This is a genomic window from Endozoicomonas sp. NE40, assembly GCF_040549045.1.
GTDB lineage: Bacteria > Pseudomonadota > Gammaproteobacteria > Pseudomonadales > Endozoicomonadaceae > Endozoicomonas_A > Endozoicomonas_A lisbonensis.
Genome location: NZ_JBEWTB010000002.1, coordinates 272,697 through 292,963 on the forward strand (window position 1 = coordinate 272,697; position 20,267 = coordinate 292,963).

At 48.9% G+C, this 20,267-nt stretch carries 20 protein-coding genes; 14 read left to right on the forward strand and 6 right to left on the reverse strand.

Annotated elements, in window-relative coordinates:
• Positions 1-148: 148 nt before the first annotated feature.
• Both V5J35_RS02260 and V5J35_RS02265 read left to right on the forward strand, forming a co-directional pair.
• Positions 149-1,294: a 1-acyl-sn-glycerol-3-phosphate acyltransferase gene (locus V5J35_RS02260; RefSeq protein ID WP_354009708.1), complete on the forward strand. Its 1,146-nt coding sequence runs from the start codon at positions 149-151 to the stop codon at positions 1,292-1,294.
• Between the two features lie 32 nt (positions 1,295-1,326).
• Complete coding sequence (locus V5J35_RS02265) at positions 1,327-1,659, forward strand: YqfO family protein (RefSeq protein ID WP_354009709.1); 333 nt, start codon at positions 1,327-1,329, stop codon at positions 1,657-1,659.
• Here the strand turns inward: V5J35_RS02265 and V5J35_RS02270 are convergent.
• On the reverse strand, positions 1,625-2,230 hold the full coding sequence (locus V5J35_RS02270) for an NUDIX hydrolase (RefSeq protein ID WP_354009710.1): 606 nt from the start codon (positions 2,228-2,230) through the stop codon (positions 1,625-1,627). The two genes, V5J35_RS02265 and V5J35_RS02270, sit on opposite strands and share 35 nt — an antisense overlap.
• A gap of 213 nt (positions 2,231-2,443) precedes the next feature.
• Here V5J35_RS02270 and V5J35_RS02275 point away from each other — a divergent pair, with 213 nt between their 5' ends.
• Both V5J35_RS02275 and V5J35_RS02280 read left to right on the forward strand, forming a co-directional pair.
• Positions 2,444-3,088, forward strand: a complete 645-nt coding sequence (locus tag V5J35_RS02275; protein WP_354009711.1) for a CoA pyrophosphatase — start codon at positions 2,444-2,446, stop codon at positions 3,086-3,088.
• A gap of 118 nt (positions 3,089-3,206) precedes the next feature.
• Positions 3,207-4,820, forward strand: a complete 1,614-nt coding sequence (locus V5J35_RS02280) for a hypothetical protein (protein ID WP_354009712.1) — start codon at positions 3,207-3,209, stop codon at positions 4,818-4,820.
• Between the two features lie 83 nt (positions 4,821-4,903).
• Here V5J35_RS02280 and V5J35_RS02285 read toward each other — a convergent pair whose 3' ends face one another.
• From V5J35_RS02285 to V5J35_RS02300, 4 genes are all read right to left on the reverse strand, one after another.
• Entirely contained in the window at positions 4,904-5,626 is a 723-nt protein-coding gene (locus tag V5J35_RS02285) for a hypothetical protein (RefSeq protein ID WP_354009713.1), read from the reverse strand.
• A gap of 20 nt (positions 5,627-5,646) precedes the next feature.
• Positions 5,647-6,132: a GNAT family N-acetyltransferase gene (locus tag V5J35_RS02290; RefSeq protein WP_354009714.1), complete on the reverse strand. Its 486-nt coding sequence runs from the start codon at positions 6,130-6,132 to the stop codon at positions 5,647-5,649.
• Positions 6,133-6,316: 184 nt separating this feature from the next.
• A complete protein-coding gene (locus V5J35_RS02295; protein WP_354009715.1) occupies positions 6,317-7,567 on the reverse strand; it encodes an HlyC/CorC family transporter in 1,251 nt (416 codons plus the stop codon).
• A gap of 249 nt (positions 7,568-7,816) precedes the next feature.
• Positions 7,817-8,638 carry a cytochrome C assembly family protein gene (locus V5J35_RS02300; RefSeq protein ID WP_354009716.1) on the reverse strand — a complete coding sequence of 274 codons (822 nt, stop codon included), beginning with the start codon at positions 8,636-8,638 and terminating at the stop codon, positions 7,817-7,819.
• A 548-nt stretch (positions 8,639-9,186) separates the two neighbouring features.
• On the opposite strand from V5J35_RS02300, the gene V5J35_RS02305 reads away from it, so the two are divergent.
• The 3 genes from V5J35_RS02305 to ffh all read left to right on the forward strand — a co-directional run bounded on the left by V5J35_RS02305 (position 9,187) and on the right by ffh (position 12,876).
• Positions 9,187-10,881 carry a hypothetical protein gene (locus V5J35_RS02305; protein WP_354009717.1) on the forward strand — a complete coding sequence of 565 codons (1,695 nt, stop codon included), beginning with the start codon at positions 9,187-9,189 and terminating at the stop codon, positions 10,879-10,881.
• A 6-nt stretch (positions 10,882-10,887) separates the two neighbouring features.
• Positions 10,888-11,355, forward strand: a complete 468-nt coding sequence (locus V5J35_RS02310; protein WP_354009718.1) for a hypothetical protein — start codon at positions 10,888-10,890, stop codon at positions 11,353-11,355.
• A 114-nt stretch (positions 11,356-11,469) separates the two neighbouring features.
• A complete protein-coding gene (ffh, locus tag V5J35_RS02315) occupies positions 11,470-12,876 on the forward strand; it encodes a signal recognition particle protein (protein ID WP_354009719.1) in 1,407 nt (468 codons plus the stop codon).
• 64 nt (positions 12,877-12,940) lie between these two features.
• On the opposite strand, the gene V5J35_RS02320 is transcribed toward ffh, so the two are convergent.
• Complete coding sequence (locus V5J35_RS02320; RefSeq protein ID WP_354009720.1) at positions 12,941-14,137, reverse strand: S1 family serine peptidase; 1,197 nt, start codon at positions 14,135-14,137, stop codon at positions 12,941-12,943.
• A gap of 324 nt (positions 14,138-14,461) precedes the next feature.
• Between V5J35_RS02320 and rpsP the strand changes: the two genes are divergently transcribed.
• The 7 genes from rpsP to V5J35_RS02355 all read left to right on the forward strand — a co-directional run bounded on the left by rpsP (position 14,462) and on the right by V5J35_RS02355 (position 20,181).
• The gene (gene rpsP / locus V5J35_RS02325; protein WP_354009721.1) at positions 14,462-14,710 is read left to right on the forward strand and encodes a 30S ribosomal protein S16; all 249 of its coding nucleotides are present in this window, start codon (positions 14,462-14,464) and stop codon (positions 14,708-14,710) included.
• Between the two features lie 24 nt (positions 14,711-14,734).
• Positions 14,735-15,292 carry a ribosome maturation factor RimM gene (gene rimM, locus V5J35_RS02330; RefSeq protein WP_354009722.1) on the forward strand — a complete coding sequence of 186 codons (558 nt, stop codon included), beginning with the start codon at positions 14,735-14,737 and terminating at the stop codon, positions 15,290-15,292.
• A gap of 42 nt (positions 15,293-15,334) precedes the next feature.
• Positions 15,335-16,087: a tRNA (guanosine(37)-N1)-methyltransferase TrmD gene (trmD, locus tag V5J35_RS02335; RefSeq protein WP_354011355.1), complete on the forward strand. Its 753-nt coding sequence runs from the start codon at positions 15,335-15,337 to the stop codon at positions 16,085-16,087.
• 46 nt (positions 16,088-16,133) lie between these two features.
• Positions 16,134-16,487 carry a 50S ribosomal protein L19 gene (rplS, locus tag V5J35_RS02340; protein WP_262568205.1) on the forward strand — a complete coding sequence of 118 codons (354 nt, stop codon included), beginning with the start codon at positions 16,134-16,136 and terminating at the stop codon, positions 16,485-16,487.
• 203 nt (positions 16,488-16,690) lie between these two features.
• Positions 16,691-17,596, forward strand: coding sequence for a site-specific tyrosine recombinase XerD (gene xerD / locus V5J35_RS02345; protein ID WP_354009723.1), 906 nt, complete (start codon positions 16,691-16,693; stop codon positions 17,594-17,596).
• Between the two features lie 130 nt (positions 17,597-17,726).
• Positions 17,727-18,575, forward strand: coding sequence for a DsbC family protein (locus V5J35_RS02350; RefSeq protein WP_354009724.1), 849 nt, complete (start codon positions 17,727-17,729; stop codon positions 18,573-18,575).
• 148 nt (positions 18,576-18,723) lie between these two features.
• Positions 18,724-20,181, forward strand: coding sequence for a hypothetical protein (locus V5J35_RS02355; RefSeq protein ID WP_354009725.1), 1,458 nt, complete (start codon positions 18,724-18,726; stop codon positions 20,179-20,181).
• Positions 20,182-20,267 lie beyond the last annotated feature (86 nt).

Consider the following 20,267-nt stretch of genomic DNA (forward strand, 5'->3'; position numbering starts at 1 on the left):
CATCCTGAGAATGTATTGTGCCAGTTACCTGCACAGCTTCAGTTACATTGCTTCAGTTACAAAGTGGCACACGTTGACTACAGACCAGTAAAAAAACAGGCTATATAATTCGAAAGAGCCATTAACCTGACCGTAGAATAACGACCTGATGGAACGCTTCGACGAAATAAGACCTTATCACGATGATGAAGTGCGCCCGACACTGGATCGCCTGCTTCAGGATGCTGAACTACTGCATCTGCTGTCACATCATCAGTTCCCACGCCTCTCTCAGTGGCTGGGTGGTATCATGTACTGGCTGACCGGACGAGGTTTACGATCCCGTCTTAAAGGGGTCGACAATATTGATGCGCTTCAGAAAATCATCGAGCCGTATCTGTCCAGTGTGATCGAATCCAGCACCAGCCGTATCACCTATTCTGGCATAGAAAACCTGAAACCAGGCGAGGCGTATACCTATCTGTCCAACCACCGTGATATTGTCATGGACCCCGCTTTTGTTAATTACGGCGTCTACAAAAACGGTATGGACACCGCCCGAATAGCCATTGGTGATAACCTGCTGCAACGCCCGTTTGTCAGCGACCTGATGCGCCTGAACAAAAGCTTTATTGTCAAGCGCTCTCTGTCGGGTCGCAGAGAAAGGCTGAAGGCGTACCAGACCCTGTCAGCCTACATCCACCACTCTATTGATACCGGCCATTCCGTCTGGATTGCCCAGAGTGAAGGCCGGGCAAAAGACGGTAACGACCTGACCGACAGTGCTATTATCAAGATGTTTCACATGAGCCGAAAAGCCGCAGATACGTCATTTTCCGAGAGCATTCGTTCCATGAACATTGTGCCTGTGTCTATCTCTTACGAGTACGACCCATGCGATAACATGAAAGCCAGAGAACTGTACGAAACGGAAAAAAATGGCCATTACACCAAGTCTGAAGGCGAGGACATGTACAGTATCGTCAAAGGCATTGAAGGTCAGAAAGGCCATGTTCATATTGCCTTCGGAGAACCTCTGAAGGATCACTATGACTCAGCTAACGAGGTGGTGAGCGAAGTCGACCGCCAGATTCATAAAAACTACCAGTTGCAGCCCTCCAACCTTTTCGCCTGGGAAGCATTGAAAGACCAGCACACAGGAGCAGCCGTTCCTGGCCTTGAAACCCTGTTTCCCAATGAAAACCTGGATGACAAGCGTGCCATCTTCGAACAGAGACTGGCTACCGCCAACAAGCAGCATCGGGACTGGCTGTTAAAAATGTACGCGACACCAGTCTTTAATCGCTATCTTTAACCACTATTTTTAACAACTATGTTTTAACAACTATGCATAAACTGTGTTTCTTCGTACCCGCTTCTCACCTTGAAGCTGTCAAAGACGCCGTCTTTAACGCTGGCGCAGGACACTTCGGAAACTATGATCGATGCTGCTGGCAGACACTGGGACAGGGGCAGTTCCGGGGTCTGGAAAACAGCACCCCGTTTCTGGGGGTACCCGGCGAACTGGAATACGTTGGAGAGTACAAGGTCGAGGTCATTTGCCCGGACGAAAAGGTTGATGCTGCCGTGTCAGCTCTCAGGCAGGCTCACCCTTATGAGGAACCGGCATTTGAAGTATGGCCTGTCAGGCAGTTCCCACTGTCCGGGGCTGAGTCATAGCGTTTTTGTAATCAATATCCTGAATACGCTGGATAAACTCCCCCTGCCTACGGTCGGAAAAAAAATACTCCAGCGTCTGACGTATGGTGGTAAAAGCCAGTTCATCCCAGGGGATATCCTGTTCTTCAAACAGTTGCACATCAAGGCTTTCCTCACCGGCGGCAAATACCGGTGAATCCATCTCGGCCAGAAAGAAAAGCGACAGCTGACCAACATGCAACACATTAAACAGAGTATAGAGCTGAGTCACTCTGACATCAGCACCGGCTTCTTCAAAGGTTTCCCGGACAGCCCCCTGCTCAATGGATTCACCCAACTCCAGAAAACCTCCGGGCAGAGTCCAGAGCCCTTTACGCGGCTCAATAGCACGTCTGCACAGTAAAACCTTATTGTCGTATACAGGCAGACAACCAGCGACGATCCGGGGGTTCTGGTAATGAATCATGCCACATTCGGTACAAACGTCCCGCAGTCGATTATCACCTGCAGGTATTTCCTGCCGAATCGTGGCACCACAGTGGCTGCAATAATTCACATTCACTCCCTTTCTCACCTCGCTTTCATTCCACATTAAAACGAGGAGCTCCTGCTTGTCTATAGAGAGCTGAAGAAAAGCGTCAACACAAAAAACAGGACATTTCAAAAGACTGTGTTAGTATCAAAAGATACCACTAAAAAGCATCTTTTATATCACTCACAAATAAACGACAGACCTGAAACGTAAGTTGCTTTTTGCTTTGCTGGAAACAACAACAAACACGGACGAAAATCGCATTTATATCGTATGCTTAGAGAATTAGAACAAAGGTTCCAGAGTTACCCCTATCGAAGCCTGAATACCAACCTGCCACAGGCAGCCGTTCTTATTCCTCTGGTCAAACAAGATAACGGCTTCCACCTGATATTGACCCGGCGTGCTTCCCATATGAACACCCATAGCGGTGAAGTGGCATTTCCCGGAGGGAAAAAGGACGCAACGGATTCAGACCTGCTATTCACCGCGCTAAGAGAGTCCTGGGAAGAGATCCACCTCGAACCACAGCTGGTGCGCATTGTTGGACGATGCAGCAGTGTTATATCGCGCTATGGCCTGGAAGTGACACCTTTTGTGGGCATCATTTCGCAAACGCCGGAACTCAGTGCCAACACCGATGAACTGGACAGAATATTCTCTATCCCTCTGGAGTTTCTGCTGAACCCGGACAATCTGGAAACCGACCTCTGGCAGATGAGTGACCACACTTACCAGATGCCTTTCTTCCGCTATGGGGAATACCGCGTCTGGGGATTGACGGCCATAATGCTGGCAGAGTTTCTCAATATTGGTTTTGATGCCAGCATTCCTTTGGATGTTCCTCACTTCGACAGCGATTTTGGCCTGCGCCCCCGACAACGCGTCAGATCTCCAGCTTCCCAGCCCAGGTCTTAAAAACCGTTTGCAAAGCAAGTTCTGGTTACTTTCCTGAACTTGCTTTGCTGTGAAATGTCACAAACAGTCTGTTTAACACTAAACTTGTAGCCCGTTATCCAAAACTGATGTAAATGTTATGAACTCACTTCAATACTGGGTACTTGTGACATTGCTAAACGTGACCACTGTTTTTGCATTTTCCCCCAATAACACCTCCCCCTGCCCTGACCCAACCACCGCTGAAATCTATTTCGATAACAATGAAGACACATCGGACGCTGAAAATGATAAAAGAAAACATCTGTTGTCTGATGGGGTAGGCATTGCGCTTTCTGGCGGAGGAACCCGCGCTGTCGCTCTCTCCGAGGGACAGCTGGCCCTGTTCATGCAGAAAGAACAATACCGTCAGCAGATTACCCGTGTTTCAGCCACCTCAGGGGGAGCCTGGGCCATTATCCCTTACTACATGCAGACAACAGAACAACAGAAAGTATTTCTGGGGCATAATACAGCGGAGCTTGAGCAACTGTACTGGGGCAGCTCCGATGATAAAAACAGATACAATATTGTCTGGATGAACCCGGGGCGCCTGGCTTCAGTACCGCAGCGAATGGGCTATTACTCGGCTGCACTGTCTTTTTTCATCTCAAAGCATTATCCGTATTTATTACCCCGTTACCAGGGATGGAAAAATTATCTGGCAGACGCCACTCTGCAACCATACCAGCTGAACAGGGATGCTCCATATAATCCTACGCAACTTCCGGGACAAACCAATAATACCGAGCTTATTGTCAATACCTACCTCAAAGGCAAGCAGGGTGAAAAAATACCTTTCGAGATGACACCGGACAGAGTCGGCGGTACAAAAACACAGTTTCAGGAAGCTGATTACGCAATGGCACCCTGTGGGTTTAACCGCAAGACCCGGTCTTCAAAGATATCCTGCCATGGTCAGCATTGCTGGGTTTCCCTGAAGCCCGGTGAAGGACTTATTACCTCCGATGTCATGGCAACAACAGGTGCCAACTATGTTAACAAATTCCCATTCTCTTTATTTCCACCTATGTTCACTTACCTGGAGCCAAACCAAAAGAAAAAAACCGTTGAAGCGTCCAGCCGGATGTTCGCAGACAGTGGCAATGAAGATTTTGTCAGCATTATGCCGCTACTGCACAGAGGCCAGAAAAAAATCATTGCTTTTGTGAACACCGGCATTCCCCTTAAACAGGGTGTTTCAGGCGTTATTGGTATGGAAAAAGTGATACCAAGCTATTTTGGCGTGATCCCTGATGAATCCGCTGAAATGGCAGACTATTCCGAATTTAAAGAGGACAGCAGCCTGAATGAAAAAGACTGCACAACCCTTAGCTCAAGAAACCAAGTATTCGACAGCAGTCACTTCAGGGAACTGGCCAATGCCCTGTGGCAGGCAAAAACTGACGGTACTCCCATTGTCTACCTGCAAAAAAAATTAACCATTCTCAATAACAGCTGTTACGGCATCAGAGGAGGTTCAACGGTCGATATATTCTGGGTATATAACGATTTGCCCAAAAACTGGTTCAACCACCTTCAACCCGCGCTCAAAGAGAAAATAACCGGGAATAAAGACTTTGACTTATTCCCTATTTATGACTTCACAAAGCTTTATCTCTCCGCCCCTGTAGCAAACATGATGTCAGCACTGGCGAAGTGGACCATCGAAAATTCCAGTCATCAGTGGGGTGAGCTTTTTCGGAAAGAATAGCCACATAAATCAGCGTGCAAGAAAATTGAAGGTCTGGCTATTGCCAGACCTTCACTGACTGCCGGGTTATAAACGTTTAAAGCTTAGAGCTTCCAGATCACACGATACGGCATAAAGCCTAACTTGCGCTTGAATCGCTTCAGATTCTCACTGGCACCATAATATTTATCGTAAACATAATAGACAGTGTGGGGATAATGCTTGTAGCGGTATTCCGCGATCCCTGAAAAAAGGTAGGGAACCAATCCATCAGACTTGTATTTGTCATGGCCAAAAAACGTGGCATTCAACAGCATCTCTCCTGCAACGAGACAACCTGCGTAGGCCAATAGCTTATCGTCCTTCAGCACGCCAAAATACGGATAATCATGAACATTGGTCTTTGAGGGAGGGTTTTCGACAGGCTTTAACTCACCGTGAAGCAACTCATCAGGCATTTTCCCCTGACGCACCGAGGTAGACCGGTGAATTTCCTGAATATCTGCAAGGTAATCGTTGTAGTTTATTTTCTCAAACCGGTAACCTTTTCGAATCGCTTTTTTTATATTGCGGCGAGCTGAACCTTCAATGCTCTTCAACCACTCTTCATGACTTTCCGGAAAAGGATTGACAGCTACGCCATACTCAAGGAAACCGATAACGAGCAGTTTGGGGTGGGGGCGTTTAGCATCCTTATAAAAGTCTTCAACCACTCTCAGGTAGAACGGGTCATTATCAACAGCAGCCCGCTTTCCCATCAAATCAATAGTGATTTTCGGAATATGCCCTGCCTCATTGATCATGTTCCATAATTTTTTCAAACTCACAACAAGACCCTCTTTTATTCTCAGGACTCATAAGAGTCGATGGACTCACCAAAACCCAGCTTTTCTATAGCTCGAAGCATGGGCTTGTTGGTCACTTGAGTATCGATATAGAACGTCTTATAACCTTTGAGATACATAGCATGGATGGCATGGCGTATTGACCGTGTTGCAAGATTTCTGCCACGCAATTTCTCTTCAGTCCACACCGAACCAATAACAACATCTCCATCTTTAACGGAGTAAAACCGACAGAATCCAATAGCTAAAGTGCCACAGGCTGCAACAGAACCTTCAACAGAAAGGTAATAAAACACTCTGTTGCCCACAAAAGACTTGAGGAATGTTTTAACGGATTCTTTAAACCCAAAATGCCTGAAAAGAACCGTGATGTTCGATAGAAAAGCACCTGGCGAGTCAATCAAAGTAAAATCCTGACTATTTTCCAGATTCTTGTAATCCTCCGACAATCCATCGGACAGTGACAGTTTAAAAATCAGTTCCCGCATCCCTTCACCTGCTAAAGCATCATTTATTCAATACCAGGGGCTTGAAAACGGCTGACCACCGAGCTTGAACTGTCAACGTAAATTGCTTTTCAACTTATGTATCTGCCAGAAAGTTAATCGCTTTAGAACCTGTCGAAAGCTGAAAATGCCACACAAACCAATGTGCAATAAAGTGAAGATCCGGCTATTGCCAGACCTTCACTGACTTCACCCGATTGTCCTTCACCAGCATGATTTCCAGCTTATAGTCCCCGACTTTCAGGCAGACACTGGAGTCAGGAATGGTTTCCATCTCTTCGGTAATCAAACCATTCAGGGTGCGGGCTTCTTCCGTCGGCAAAGCCCAGCCCAGTGCCCGGTTGATGTCACGCAGGGACGCCGAGCCATCAATAATATAAGTGTCATCATCCTGAGGCGTAATGTCCTGACTGCTGTCAGAAACGTCGGTGGTAAAGTCGCCGACAATCTCTTCCAGAATATCTTCCAGCGTGACGAGTCCGAGGATATCGCCGTATTCATCCACCACCAGCGCAACCCGCTCTTTGGTTTTCTGGAAGTTAAACAGCTGGGTGTGCAGAGGCGTGCTTTCCGGCACATAGTAAGGCTCGATGGTTTCCTGCATCAGCGTTGCCTTATTGACCTCTTCCTGACTCAGAAGACGCGCAACTTTACGCATGTGCAGCATACCAACAATGTTGTTGACATCGCCCCGGAACACCGGAAGCCGTGTATGCTGAGTGTCGTGCAGCTGATCAATGATGTCTTTGATATCGTCATCCAGATCAATTCCCACCACTTCATTGCGGGGAACCATAATGTCATCGACCCGCACCTTTTCCAGATCCAGAATACCCAGCAACATGCCACGGCGCTTCTGGGGCAGTAACATACCAGGGTCGTTAACCAGGGTGCGCAGCTCTTCCGCATTCAACTGATCCTGACTGCTTTCACCCGGTTTAATCCCAAAAGGCCGCAGCAGCATGCCGCAAATCCAGTTAAGCGCCACCACTGCCGGGTACAAAACCTTCAGCAGCGGAGCCAGAATAATCGACGCAGGGAAAGCCACCCGTTCAGGAAACATGGCTGCAAGGGTTTTCGGTGTTACCTCACCAAAAATCAGAACCAGCAGCGTCAAACCAAAGGTGGCAATGGCAATACCGCTATCTCCCCAGATACGCGTTGCAATCACGGTGGCCAGCGCCGAGGCAAGAATATTAACGAAGTTATTGCCGATCAGAATCACCCCGATCAGACGATCCGGACGTTCAAGCAGGTGGTGAGTTCGCCTGGCTGCACGATGCCCTTTGCGCACCAGGTGCCGCAGACGATAGCGATTGATCGCCATCATGCCGGTTTCAGAACTGGAAAAAAAAGCGGAAAGCAGCAGCAGAACAATAAGAATGCCCACCAGAATACTCAGGGATGCTTCACTCAAGGGGGATAACGCCTCGTTTATGGATGATTTACCAGGAGCCTGTCGGACTTAAGGCTGTCCTACTGCGGTTGCAATAAATTGGTCTAAAAATTCCTGCTTTCTCGTTGAATAGCTCGCTATTCGCCTCAAAATCAGAAATTTTTATCCTCAATTTCTTGCAATCCTCGCTACGGACGCTTAAGTCCGACAGGCTCCTAAACCCGCATTCTAACGTCGGAATGACAAAAAATGCAGCCCTGTCAGAACTGATTAAGTACTCGTCAGCAATAACTCAACAATCAGATGCCAGCCAAAGTAAGCCACCATCAACATCACCAGACCGGCAACCGTCCAGCGCATGGCGGTCTGACCCCGCCAACCATAGAGCCTCCTCCCGATCAGCAGGGTGGCAAACAGCACCCACGCCAGAATCGACAGAATCGTTTTATGAATAATACGTGTAGCAAACATATCATCCATAAACAGAAATCCGGACACTAATGCCAGCGTCAGCAGAATCAACCCCACCGCCACGTACTCAAACAGCAGCTTTTCCATGGTTTGCAGAGGCGGCAGCGCCTGCATAATTTTACGACGATTGTGGTGTTTAAGCTGCCGCTCCTGATAGGACAGCATCAGTGCCTGAAACGCTGCCACCATGAGAATCCCGTAAGCCAGAACCGACAGCAGTACATGCGCGACCATCATCGAGGGCGGCTGCCAGACAATATGGTCAACCGGCGCCAGCCAGGCCAGCAGCACCGTTAGAATGGTGAAAGGAAGAATCAGCAGAAAAAGGCTTTCAGAGGGCTTGCGCAGGCTGCTGAGCAGCACCACCATGGTCACCATCAGAGAACTCAGTGAGGTTATATTAAATAAACCCAGATTTATACCACCAGGCCCATGCAGCGAGAGATACAGGGCAACCGTCTGAAAAATTGCTCCCACAGCCGTAGCAGCCAGCACCACCTGACGAGACCCGGACTGGCTGAAAACCCTGCGCCCCTGGGTCACAGCCCCCAGAGAATAAAACACAAACGCCCCGATACTCGCCAGCATAACATTCATTTTGCCCGTGACATCCTCAACCATGCGGTATTGTTATCGGGTGAGTGTGTCATACTTGGCCGCAAGACACAAAGCTGCAAATTTAATTGAAACTGCCCACCAGAAGCAAAATACAACCGAAACAAACGTTGATATGAGTCACTTGATTTATCCTCCCAAAATCAAAACAATACAAAACTTACAAAAGTCCTCTAGAACTCAAGCCTTTTCGCTGCATTGAACAGTCAATACAGCGCGTGCGCACAACTTTTCCAAATAAAAAAAACAACAAGCGAACAGTGATTCACTGGGTATTTTTGTAACATTTTTAATTAGGAATTTGAGAGCACACACATGGAATTCAAAAAAGTTGTATTGGCAACCATGGTTGCAGCGGCTCTGGCTGGCTGTAACAGTAGTTCAGACTCCAGCTCGGGGGGGGGGGGGGGGGGGACAATGGCGGGGGAGGAGGAGATTCAACCATCCCGAAAGTGACTGCAGTTTTTAGCGATTCACGAGTAATAGAGGGGGCTGGCTTCAACTGTAAAAACGGTGACACAACTGAAGCAGGCACCACTGACTCAAAAGGTGAAATGACCGTTGCTTCCGGTTCTGTTTGCACCATGAGCCTTGATGGCTTCAACCTGGGCATAACCCAGCCGGTGACTGCTCAAAACTCAGTTATCAGCACAATGCAGTTAACCGAAACCGGCCAGCGCGCGACAAAACGTAAAAACTCAGGCAATGGCAGCATGAATTACAACGCAAGAGTTTCTTCGTTACTTCAGTCTGTCGATGCCAATAGTAGTTTCAATAGTTATGGCAGTATAGATACACGCAATGTAAAGGGTGACACTATACCCACCGACCTGCTGACCAACCCTGATATCGATGAAGATGAATTCGTCGCAAAGCTGGAAACCATTGAGAACAACGATGGCAGCTCAGCGACAGGTGGAAGCACCGTTCCTCCATCAGAAGCCGAAGGCAATGTCCGTGCAGGTTACGAAAGCGTAGCCGTTCACATGGCTATTTCCAAAATAAAAGTGCTTTTGGAAAGCGACATTACGGAACTTCACCTTGAGAATGAGCTGGCTGATATTCGCCACCTTTTAGAAAGCTCCGACGCCAGTAATGGCTACCACAAAGAAGCTCTGCTCGCTATTCTGGAAATCGCAGAAGTACTCAACGAGCCCGAAGTTGCTGAGCGAATTGATTTCGAAGGCAGCCTTTTTGACTACCAGAGTATACTACCTAAAGCATTGGATTTTGCCTTCAATGACGAAGCAGAAATAGTACTTTCTGAAGCCAAAGGCACAACAGACGACATTGCAGAGCTACTATTTGAATCAGCAAATCGTCTGATTAATGCCAGTGAGAAGCTAAGCAAAGCTATGCCTTCAGAATCTTACATCTTGCCTTATGAAGAGCTTGAAGGGTTTACCTATCAGGACTCACTTGCTGTACAAGCTGCCGCACTTCAGGCAGCTAACACGATCTCAGTTATGTCGGCTTACCAGCTTGGGGACGACAAGTACTATATTCCACAATCACACAAGGTTGATGAATTACCCGCCTATGAAAGCTGGTATGACTATGAGTTGCAAAGATATATCGTCCAACCAGTCATTCTGAAAAATTTCGAAAGTGAATATATACAGCTGACCACCGACCCCGTTGACTTCCTCAACAGTAACAGCACTCTACTGTCGTTACGCAGTGACAACAAATACCTCAACCTTGCCAAACAAGCATTAACTGATAGCGTACCTGTCATGCAGGCTATTGATCTGGAACGATTCATGTCTGCTGAAGAAGCAGAAGAGTTTACCAAAATACTAACCAGCCTGGATAATCACCTCAAATCTGAAGATGGTGATGCCACACCTTTCGTTCTTGACAGTGAAGATGGCACTTATTACGCCAATCTACATGCTTTTTATGACAACAACACAGGTATTGACCGAAACTCATTCTCTATCACGATAAATGGTTACAGCTGCCGAGATGACTTGGGGGCATACGATCTGGACACCTCCAAACTGCTCTCGTATCCACTGTGCCCTCATGATGAAAGCATTCTTAATGACTGGGGTAACATAGATTACAGAAAGACTCAGGAAGTGGGCTACTACTTTAATGAGAATCTGGGAACGCATGTATATCAAGACATAGCCGCCGTACCAGCCAGAGACAATACTGAATTCACTCCCATCTACGACCGCATCAACCGTGTAATCTGGTGCGACGAAGACGAAGCAGGCAACAAAGTCTCTTGTGAATTTTAACCGCCCATGAAAAAAAGCCTGTTCATTTTGTGCTTTTTTATCGCAACTTTCCGGGCCGATGCCCGGGAGGTTGCCTTAAATTACGAAAACATACGACTCACCCAGTACCAGCAACACAACGATGGTGAATCCCGTCTTCAATACACCATCCGGGCAAATCAACTCAACGAAATAATAAGCCTTCAGGCAACACTAGGAAGCTTCAACCGTGCAGGAGCCTCGCAAAAAAAACATTTCAATGATGGAACGTTAACGCTGAAAAACTCAGAAATTCAGTTCGAACGCGCTTATTTCCACCGCGGACAGCTAATTATGGAAAACTGTCGGGGAATAATTCAGGAAACTGCTTTCCTGTCCAAAGAGATCGTTTACGACAGTCAAAATAACCAGATCCTCTCACCCAGAATCACCTTCTCTTCAGGCTCAAGCCTGAGAAGCAAAATGAATTACTCCACGCAAATCGACCCGGCCTGATGAACTCTCAGTGACTCTCTGCCCCTTTTCTTCGAATTTTGGATATAATGCCTCACAACCTGCTTCACACCTTCTATGAGTCGCCCGCTTATACAGCGACTCCGGGAATACAGAATGTTTGAGAATTTAACCGAACGCCTGTCGCAAACGTTAAAAAACGTGACCGGCAAGGCCAAGCTGTCTGAAGACAATATCAAAGAAACCCTGCGCGAAGTGCGCATGGCACTGCTGGAAGCGGATGTTGCCCTGCCAGTGGTCAGAGAATTCACCCATCGCATCAGGGAACGTGCGATTGGTCAGGAAGTCCAGTCAAGTCTGAGTCCCGGCCAGGCGTTTGTAAAAATCGTTCAGGCTGAACTGATCGAGGTCATGGGCGCAGCCAACGACGAGCTGAACCTGTCTACCCAGCCTCCGGCGGTTATTCTGATGGCGGGTCTTCAGGGTGCGGGTAAAACCACCTCTGTCGCCAAGCTATCCAAATTCCTGAAAGAACGCCACAAGAAAAAAGTCATGGTGGTGTCTGCCGACGTTTACCGTCCGGCAGCGATTAAACAGCTGGAAACCCTGGCAGGCGAGGTCGGTGTTGACTTCTTCCCGTCTGACATCCAGCAAAAGCCAGTGGATATCGCCAACGCTGCCATTCAGGAAGCCCGTATCGGTCATTACGACGTACTGATTGTCGACACCGCCGGTCGTTTGCATATCGATGCCGGGATGATGGAAGAGATCCAGTCTCTGCATTCAGCCATCAACCCGGTAGAAACCCTGTTTGTGGTGGACGCCATGACAGGTCAGGACGCTGCCAACACCGCCAAAGCGTTTGGTGATGCCCTGCCTCTGACCGGTGTCATCCTGACCAAGGCAGACGGTGATGCCCGTGGTGGTGCAGCCCTGTCCGTTCGCCATATTACCGGCAAACCCATCAAGTTTATCGGTGTGGGTGAAAAAACCGATGCCCTGGACCCGTTCCATCCGGATCGTATTGCTTCCCGGATTCTCGGCATGGGCGACGTTCTGTCCCTGATCGAAGAAGCCGAACAGAAGCTTGATAAGAAAAAAGCCGACAAACTGGCCACAAAGCTGAAAAAAGGTAAAGGCTTCGATCTCGAAGACTTCCGTGATCAGCTGCAGCAAATGAAGAAAATGGGCGGCCTTGCCGGTGTAATGGACAAACTGCCGGGCATGCCTGGTATGCCTGGCAACATGCCGGGACAGATGGACAACAAGATATTTGTCCAGATGGAAGCCATCATCAACTCCATGACACCGGCTGAGCGTGCCAATCCGGATATCATGAACGGTTCCCGTAAGAAGCGTATCGCAGCGGGTTCCGGCACACAGATTCAGGACATTAATCGTCTGATCAAGCAGCACAAGCAAATGTCCAAGATGATGAAGAAGGTGTCCAAAAAAGGCGGCATGAACAAACTGATGCGCGGCCTTGGCGGCATGAAAGGACAAATGCCGGGAGGAATGGGCGGCATGATGCCACCGGGCGGCGGTAAGAAGTTCCCTTTCTGACCTTAGCTTTCCCTATCGGATTGCTGCATGGCAGCAATCCGACCGCTTGCACCCCTGAAAATAATTATTCAGGCTGCCTTACCAATGGGTCAGAATGACTGCTAAAGATCGCTGATACTTTCTCTCGTTGCCGCTCAGTAAGGAAGTTATAGACGTAGTCACAATCGACACCGTCTCTAAGAATACTCTTCCCAAAGTGCTCAAAGTGGGAAAGCCTCGCATAAATCCCTGGCCTCCGCTTCTTACCACAACGTTCACCATGAGTAACAATACCGATCAGATAAGCCTCGGTTTCTTCGGTTTCCGGATTCATTTTATTTTTAAACAGAGGGCCGCCACTGTCGCCATAGCAGGCATCTTTTTTTTCTACAATATTGCCTGCACAGAGTTCAGAGTCCGAAAAACTGATGAATCCCTGATGTTTAAAAGGGTTATAATGCTTATTGCAGAGTTTTCCTGTTACCAGATTCAGCGAAGCGCATTGTAAACGATCCGGGTCAACATCCTTTCTGGCTTCTTTTCGCCCCCATCCACACACTTTTGCTTTAGGCTTGTCTGATTCAATGAAATCGTCAGAAATGTTTCTCCAGTCTATTTTTACCGGAGTGATATTATCGACAGGCTTATCCAGCAAAATAAAAGCAATATCATTACGATCACTCTTATCCCTGAAGTCTGGGTGACGTAAATAGAAACGACTGGTTCTTACCATCGTTTTATCTTTGGCAGTGTCCAGAAAGGTCAGTTTGACAAATTTGCTCAGTGCCTTCTTTTTGTTGTCATCCACACAGTGGGCAGCGGTCATGGCCCAGGATCGATGAACCAGAACAGCAGAGCAATTAAAATCCGATGTTTCCTTATATTTTTTTATCTTCAAAACAGAGGGTAGAGCACCCGTCGGAACAGAACTCTTTAATAAGGCGGTCGTGGTTGTGATAGGGGTTGTGGTTGATAAGTCAGGCTCGCTGGTGGTTGATAAAACAGGAGCTGGTGAGGTTTCAAGTAATTTTGTTCGCTCCTTCCTGCTTATCTGCTCCAGCCCGGCCAGCCAGGGATATTGGCTCCAGTTTTCAGGTTGTCCTCCAACTACACGCCGAACCCTGTGATGCGAATCAGACCGCTCTTCCGTTAAGGGGGAAGTGGCAACACCGTCACCAATTTGCACTGGCGCTCCAGTCCCGGAAGTGGAAACAAACAACAAGCCAGCCAGCATCCAGGGCAGGCAATATTGCCAACTGGATAATTGGATATATTTATTCATGGCCAAAACAATACCTGTCATGAACTATGTAGGGATTAGGAGTCTATGCCAGCACAAGTCAGGCATCAGATTCTTTTGTTATTGAAACGATATTCCCTTATCTTTCATCCTCCCGTTCCCTTTTACCCCCCTCTTTGCGCCATTAATAAACCACTCGCAGTTGTCAGCATTGATTTTATTCCTTAGAATATGCGCCCTTTGTGATGGGGTTTACCCCGTCAAGGTAGTCTGTGTCTGCAGAAAATGCTTATTTCATAAGCATCGGAAGCAAGCCAGAATACCAATGCAAAAGTTGCCGGACCACGATTACAGGAAACCCATTCCATGGTAACAATTCGTCTCGCTCGCGGCGGTTCCAAGAAGCGCCCATTTTACCACCTGACCGTAGCTGACAGCCGTAAGGCTAACGGCGGCCGTTTCATCGAGCGCGTAGGTTTCTTCAACCCTACCGCCCGTGGTCAGGAAGAGCGTCTGCGTGTAAACAACGAACGTGTTGAGTTCTGGCTGGGCCAGGGCGCAGGCATGTCCGATCGCGTAGCTCAGCTGGTTAAAGAAGCTCAGAAAGCTGCTTAATCCGCTGTTTGAAGGAATTTACCAGTGACAAAAGCTGCAGTTGAAGCATCCAGCAAGAGTCTGGTGACTCTGGGAAAAATCACTGCTGTATACGGGATCAAGGGCTGGGTAAAAGTGTATTCACACACTGACCCCATGACCAACATCCTGGATTACAAGCACTGGATTCTGGATCACAATGGTCGCCAGCAGACCATTGAAGTCGATCAGGGCCGCCGTCAGGCAAAGGGCTTGATCGCACACATCGCAGGCTGTGATGACCGCGATATCGCCCGCCAGTATTGTGGCGCCGAGATCAAGGTATACGCCAGCGAACTGCCCGAGGCAGCCGATGATGAAATTTATTGGCACGAACTCGAAGGACTGAATGTCATCACCCGCAGCGATGCAGGCGAAGATCTTCTTCTGGGCAGAGTCAGTCATCTGATGGAAACCGGAGCTAACGATGTTCTGGTGATTCGCCCCTGCAGGGGCAGCATCGACAAGTCCGAACGCCTTGTGCCGTGGCTGGTCGATCAGGTGATTGAAGAAGTGAATCCTGAAGCAGGGTTCATTCGGATTGACTGGGATCCGGAATTTTAATCCGTTATGGAACATCACAACGATGATGCCATAACGGCAGATATGTGGTTCGGTGTGGTCACACTGTTTCCTGAAATGTTTCGCGCGATTACCGAACACGGTATTTCCGGGCGGGCCGTTAAGGAAGGCAGTGTAGCGGTAGAAACCTGGAATCCCCGGGACTTTACCCACGACAAACACCGGACTGTGGATGACCGACCTTATGGCGGTGGTCCCGGCATGTTGATGAAAATTCAACCTCTGCGTGACGCCATCCATGCAGCCAGACAGGCTGCTGGAACCGATGCCACAGTGATATACCTGTCTCCCCAGGGACGCCCGTTAGATCAGGCAGGGGTTCAGGAACTCGCCGCAAAAAAGCGGATCATTCTGGTAGCGGGGCGGTATGAAGGTATTGATGAGCGCGTAATCAACAGCGAAATCGACGAGGAATGGTCGATTGGGGATTACGTATTAAGTGGTGGCGAACTCGCCTCCATGACCCTGATTGATGCAGTATCACGCTTTGTACCGGGCACCCTGGGTCATAAGGATTCCGCCCAAGAAGACTCCTTTGCGGACGGCCTTCTTGACTGCCCGCACTACACCCGTCCGGAAGTATTTGAAGGACAGGATGTGCCGGAAGTACTGATGTCAGGCAACCACCAGCGAATTCGCGAATGGCGCCTGAAACAGTCTCTGGGCAGAACCTGGCTGCGACGCCCTGACCTGCTTGAAGGTCGTGAGCTGACCGGCGAGGAAAAGAAATTACTCGCTGAGTTCCAGCGTGAACACAGTGAAGCCAGCAAAGGGTAAACCCCTTACTTGGCGGAAATCTTGACTATCGGGAGCAAAAGCTAAAATGAGCAAGAACAGAATTATTGAAGCGCTCGAAAACGAGCAAATGAACAAGGAAATCCCTGCCTTTGCACAGGGTGACACCGTTGTTGTACAAGTTAAGGTAAAAGAAGGCAACCGTGAGCGTCTGCAGGCGTTTGAAGGTGTTGTTATCGCTATCCGTAAGCGTGGCCTGAACTCTGCTTTCACCGTTCGTAAAATCTCCAGCGGTGTTGGCGTTGAGCGTGTATTCCAGACTTACAGCCCACTGATCGACTCCATCACTGTTAAGCGCCGTGGTGACGTTCGTCAAGCCAAGCTGTACTACCTGCGTGAGCGTAGCGGTAAGGCTGCTCGCATCAAGGAAAAGCTCAAGTAAGATCGCTTTGATCCCGGCCCAAACCGGGACCAGAAAAATCTTTATTTATTGTTCTGACAATCCGGCAACTTTTGTTAGACATCAGAGAAAGCGACTTCGGTCGCTTTTTTTGTACCCGATCTCTGCCCCCAATTTCCCGCGCCATTTGCCTGCCAGGACAAAATTCCTATACCATCAACTCAATACACCAACCAGTCTTACCAATGCCTGCACACCCTCAAACCAACGACCCCGTTACCCAGTTTCTCCAGCATCTCTGGCTGGAAAAAGGCCTGAGTGAGAATACCCGCTCATCTTATCAACGAGACCTCAGACAATTTCAGGAATGGCTGCAGGAACACGAACAAAAGTCGGTTACCGAAGCAACCCGTGACAGCCTCAGCCACTACCTTGCCTGGCGCTATGAACAACACTACAAGCCCTCCTCAACCGCCCGAAGCCTGTCGAGCCTGCGTGGTTTTTATCGTTTCCTGCTCAGAGAAGGTGAGCTGGACAGGGACATCACCGCCAATATAGAACTGCCCAGACAAGGTCGTCCATTGCCCAAAACCCTGACAGAATCAGACGTCGAAACCCTTCTGAATGCGCCGGATACCGATACAACACTGGGCCTTCGTGACCGATGCATGCTGGAACTGCTTTATGCCTGCGGTTTACGGGTGTCAGAACTGGTGACGCTGACGGTAGACCAGATCAACCTGCGACAGGGCATTGTTCGAATCAGCGGCAAAGGCGGCAAAGAACGTTTAAGCCCAATGGGTGAAGAAGCCCTGACCTGGGTTCTGGAATATATGAAACGTGCCAGACCCGAACTGCTCAATGACATTGACAGCCCGGTCATGTTTCCGGGGCGACGGAGCCAGCCCATGACCCGTCAGACCTTCTGGCACCGGATCAAACACCATCAGCAGACAGCAGGCATAACAGCGGATGTATCCCCCCATGTGTTACGTCATGCCTTCGCTACTCACCTGCTTAACCACGGTGCCGACCTGCGGGTGGTTCAGTTACTGCTTGGACACAGCGACCTCTCCACCACCCAGATCTACACCCATGTGGCGCGACACCGACTGGAAACACTTCACGCGGAACACCACCCCCGGGGATGACAAAGCCTCAACAGCGACTAAACTTCTGTGCCATACAATCCGATCAACTCTGTTAGCAATAACGATTTAGCAAAAACAATCAAACCAGCCAAAAGGCCTGGACCAAAAACAATAGAAACGAGGAACCCTCATGCGGCACAGCGCACTGCTCCTTCTGGCTGGACTGATAGCCACACAACCTCTTCTGGCAGAAGAAAAAACCAGCCAAAAGCCTGAAACAACGGCTGTTGCCCCCTACGACAAAGAACTGGCTGAAATCCGCCAGGCGATAGAAATCCAGCTTAAGTCCCGTGACCCCAACATTCCTATCGAACGTGTTGAGCGAACCGGGTGGCCTGATGTCTACATGGTGGTTCTGACTGGAGGGCTGGTCATCTATGCCAGCAAAGACGGCCGCATGATCCTCAGGGGCGATATGCTGCGGCTGGAAGACGACGGCGGCATTACCAATTTGACAGAAAGTGTTCGTAATACCGCCGTAGCTCAGCAGCTGGACAAAATAAAGCCTGCCGATATGATCAGCTTCAAGCCTAAAGGCAAAGTCAAAGGTGTCGTTTATGTATTCACTGACGTTGACTGCGGTTACTGCCGGAAACTCCATCAGGAAGTGCAGGCAATGAATGACCTGGGTATCGAACTGCGCTATCTTGCCTTTCCAAGAGGCGGGGCGAATTCCCCGGCCTACAACAAGATGATCAGTGCCTGGTGTGCAAAAGACCGTAAAAAGGCCATTACTGACCTTAAAACCGGCAACGATATACAAACCACGGCGCTTGCCAAAAAAGGCGAACCACAGCCTGAAGGTTCCTGCGGAGCGCTGGTTGATCAGCAGTATCAACTGGGGAATAAGCTTGGCGTCAATGGCACACCGGCCATGTTTCTTGAAGATGGCCGGGCCATTCCGGGTTACCGTCCTGCAGCTGAACTGGCAAAAATCATGGGCATTACCCCACCAGCTCTCCCCGCAGCGTCTCAATAATGTATGACTCTTAATGAGTAGCTCTTAATGAATAGCTGCCCTGCAAGGCTGGCAGGGCAACTTCCCCCCCTCTCTATATTGGCCGTTGAACTTTCTCAGATCAGAGCTGTCTGTACAGTATCTGGATAACCAAACGGACTTGCATACGATGGAAGGACAAAACACTACCCCAGCTACTTCACCAAGCTGGTACAGCTACTTGCCCGACTTCCCCGGCCTGAGAAAGAAATCGGTGGATTCCGGCGAACCGACGAATGTTTCCGTCGTTCCTCCGGAATCTTCCCTGACGACTGCCAGATCACCCTCCGATCCTGCCCTTACGGAAAATAAAGACGTAAGACAAAGAGATGTTGTTTCTACCCATAGCTCCATACATAGCTCTACGAATAGTCCCGAGCCTGTTGCCCACTTTGCGGAAAACTTCACTGAATTGCTTAAGGATGCAATCTGGAACAAGTACACACCTGAAGATGAACCCCAACCCAAGCCTCGGCTCCCATCTCCCACCGTATCGGGCAATATTGCTCTGGGAACAGTACCAACAGAAGAAGACGAGAACGAAAAACTGGAACAGTTACTGCAAAGTTATGACGTTGTTGATCTGCAAGATTCAGATAGACAGGTCTGTAATCTCCTCCAGTACTATACAAGCAGTGTCAACATAATCTGCCAGAAAGAATGGAGGCTTCTGAACGAAGCAGAGCAACAAGACGCCCTAAAGAACATAAGAGCCTTTGCCCAGCTGCTTAACACCTTTTCATCGGACGATCTGGCAACAATACTGGTCAGAGAAAGCTCAAGACCGGAAGCTGCCCAAAGAATTAAACACCTTCAATCCCGGCTTGAGGAAATCTACGAAAGTTACCGGGGGCTGGCCGCCCTACTGCTACCCACTGAAGCGGTCATCCAACATACCAGAGCCTTATGTAACGCCCTGCGTCCCAGAATTCAACAGCTGCAGGTAAACCAGCTGGCAGGCTCCCATAAAGCCAGCGAATCCAGTTGGGCATCCTGCAACAATGTTGCCTGCGGTAATCCAGGCAAGGCTGACTCAGAAGGCATATCTGAACAGTTTGACAGGGATATTCTGCGAAACTCCAACTTCGCCATTTTCAATCAGGAGGAAGAGCTACAGTTCCATTCAGCAGTGAAAAACTATGAGTATCAACAGGAACACACTGAAAACAGCAGGGAGTGCTTCAAGAAAGACTGCCACAGGGAACTGATACAATTATGCGCTGGCTACCCCGTTAATATGCTGACCGTCGTGTCTGATCTGGCCAGCCAGAGTCCATACAATCCTCTGTGCCACACCATGAACCAGTTGCTTAAAGAAAAATTGGAACCCGGCTACGTTGTTGCCCCGCAGGAACGCAAAACAGAAACACGTTTGCTACCAAAACCGGACGGCAAACTGGTCGTTGAATTAACCCTCGCTTTTAACCAGTACAAACTCAATGCTCCGGACGGACGACAGTATCTGATTGATCAACCCACACTGATCCAGTCTCGCACCACTCTGGATCCGGACAGACTGGATGAACGAAAGCTGGGTGATATTGAGCTGCACCTTCTCTCTGCTGACCGCTGTATTAACTTTACGTAATACCTCTTAGCTTTGCACCAGGACAAACAACGGTCAGACCTATAATTTCATAAAGTGTCGTCTATAGTACAAGTCGGATGTTGTCT

Coding starts and splice junctions, on each gene's coding strand:
- V5J35_RS02260 (WP_354009708.1), top strand. CDS start 149: ATGGAACGCTTCGACGAAATAAGACCTTATCACGATGATGAAGTGCGC.
- V5J35_RS02265 (WP_354009709.1), top strand. CDS start 1,327: ATGCATAAACTGTGTTTCTTCGTACCCGCTTCTCACCTTGAAGCTGTC.
- V5J35_RS02270 (WP_354009710.1), bottom strand. CDS start 2,230: ATGTGGAATGAAAGCGAGGTGAGAAAGGGAGTGAATGTGAATTATTGC.
- V5J35_RS02275 (WP_354009711.1), top strand. CDS start 2,444: ATGCTTAGAGAATTAGAACAAAGGTTCCAGAGTTACCCCTATCGAAGC.
- V5J35_RS02280 (WP_354009712.1), top strand. CDS start 3,207: ATGAACTCACTTCAATACTGGGTACTTGTGACATTGCTAAACGTGACC.
- V5J35_RS02290 (WP_354009714.1), bottom strand. CDS start 6,132: ATGCGGGAACTGATTTTTAAACTGTCACTGTCCGATGGATTGTCGGAG.
- V5J35_RS02300 (WP_354009716.1), bottom strand. CDS start 8,638: ATGGTTGAGGATGTCACGGGCAAAATGAATGTTATGCTGGCGAGTATC.
- V5J35_RS02305 (WP_354009717.1), top strand. CDS start 9,187: ATGACCGTTGCTTCCGGTTCTGTTTGCACCATGAGCCTTGATGGCTTC.
- V5J35_RS02310 (WP_354009718.1), top strand. CDS start 10,888: ATGAAAAAAAGCCTGTTCATTTTGTGCTTTTTTATCGCAACTTTCCGG.
- ffh (WP_354009719.1), top strand. CDS start 11,470: ATGTTTGAGAATTTAACCGAACGCCTGTCGCAAACGTTAAAAAACGTG.
- V5J35_RS02320 (WP_354009720.1), bottom strand. CDS start 14,137: ATGAATAAATATATCCAATTATCCAGTTGGCAATATTGCCTGCCCTGG.
- rpsP (WP_354009721.1), top strand. CDS start 14,462: ATGGTAACAATTCGTCTCGCTCGCGGCGGTTCCAAGAAGCGCCCATTT.
- trmD (WP_354011355.1), top strand. CDS start 15,335: ATGTGGTTCGGTGTGGTCACACTGTTTCCTGAAATGTTTCGCGCGATT.
- rplS (WP_262568205.1), top strand. CDS start 16,134: ATGAGCAAGAACAGAATTATTGAAGCGCTCGAAAACGAGCAAATGAAC.
- xerD (WP_354009723.1), top strand. CDS start 16,691: ATGCCTGCACACCCTCAAACCAACGACCCCGTTACCCAGTTTCTCCAG.
- V5J35_RS02350 (WP_354009724.1), top strand. CDS start 17,727: ATGCGGCACAGCGCACTGCTCCTTCTGGCTGGACTGATAGCCACACAA.
- V5J35_RS02355 (WP_354009725.1), top strand. CDS start 18,724: ATGGAAGGACAAAACACTACCCCAGCTACTTCACCAAGCTGGTACAGC.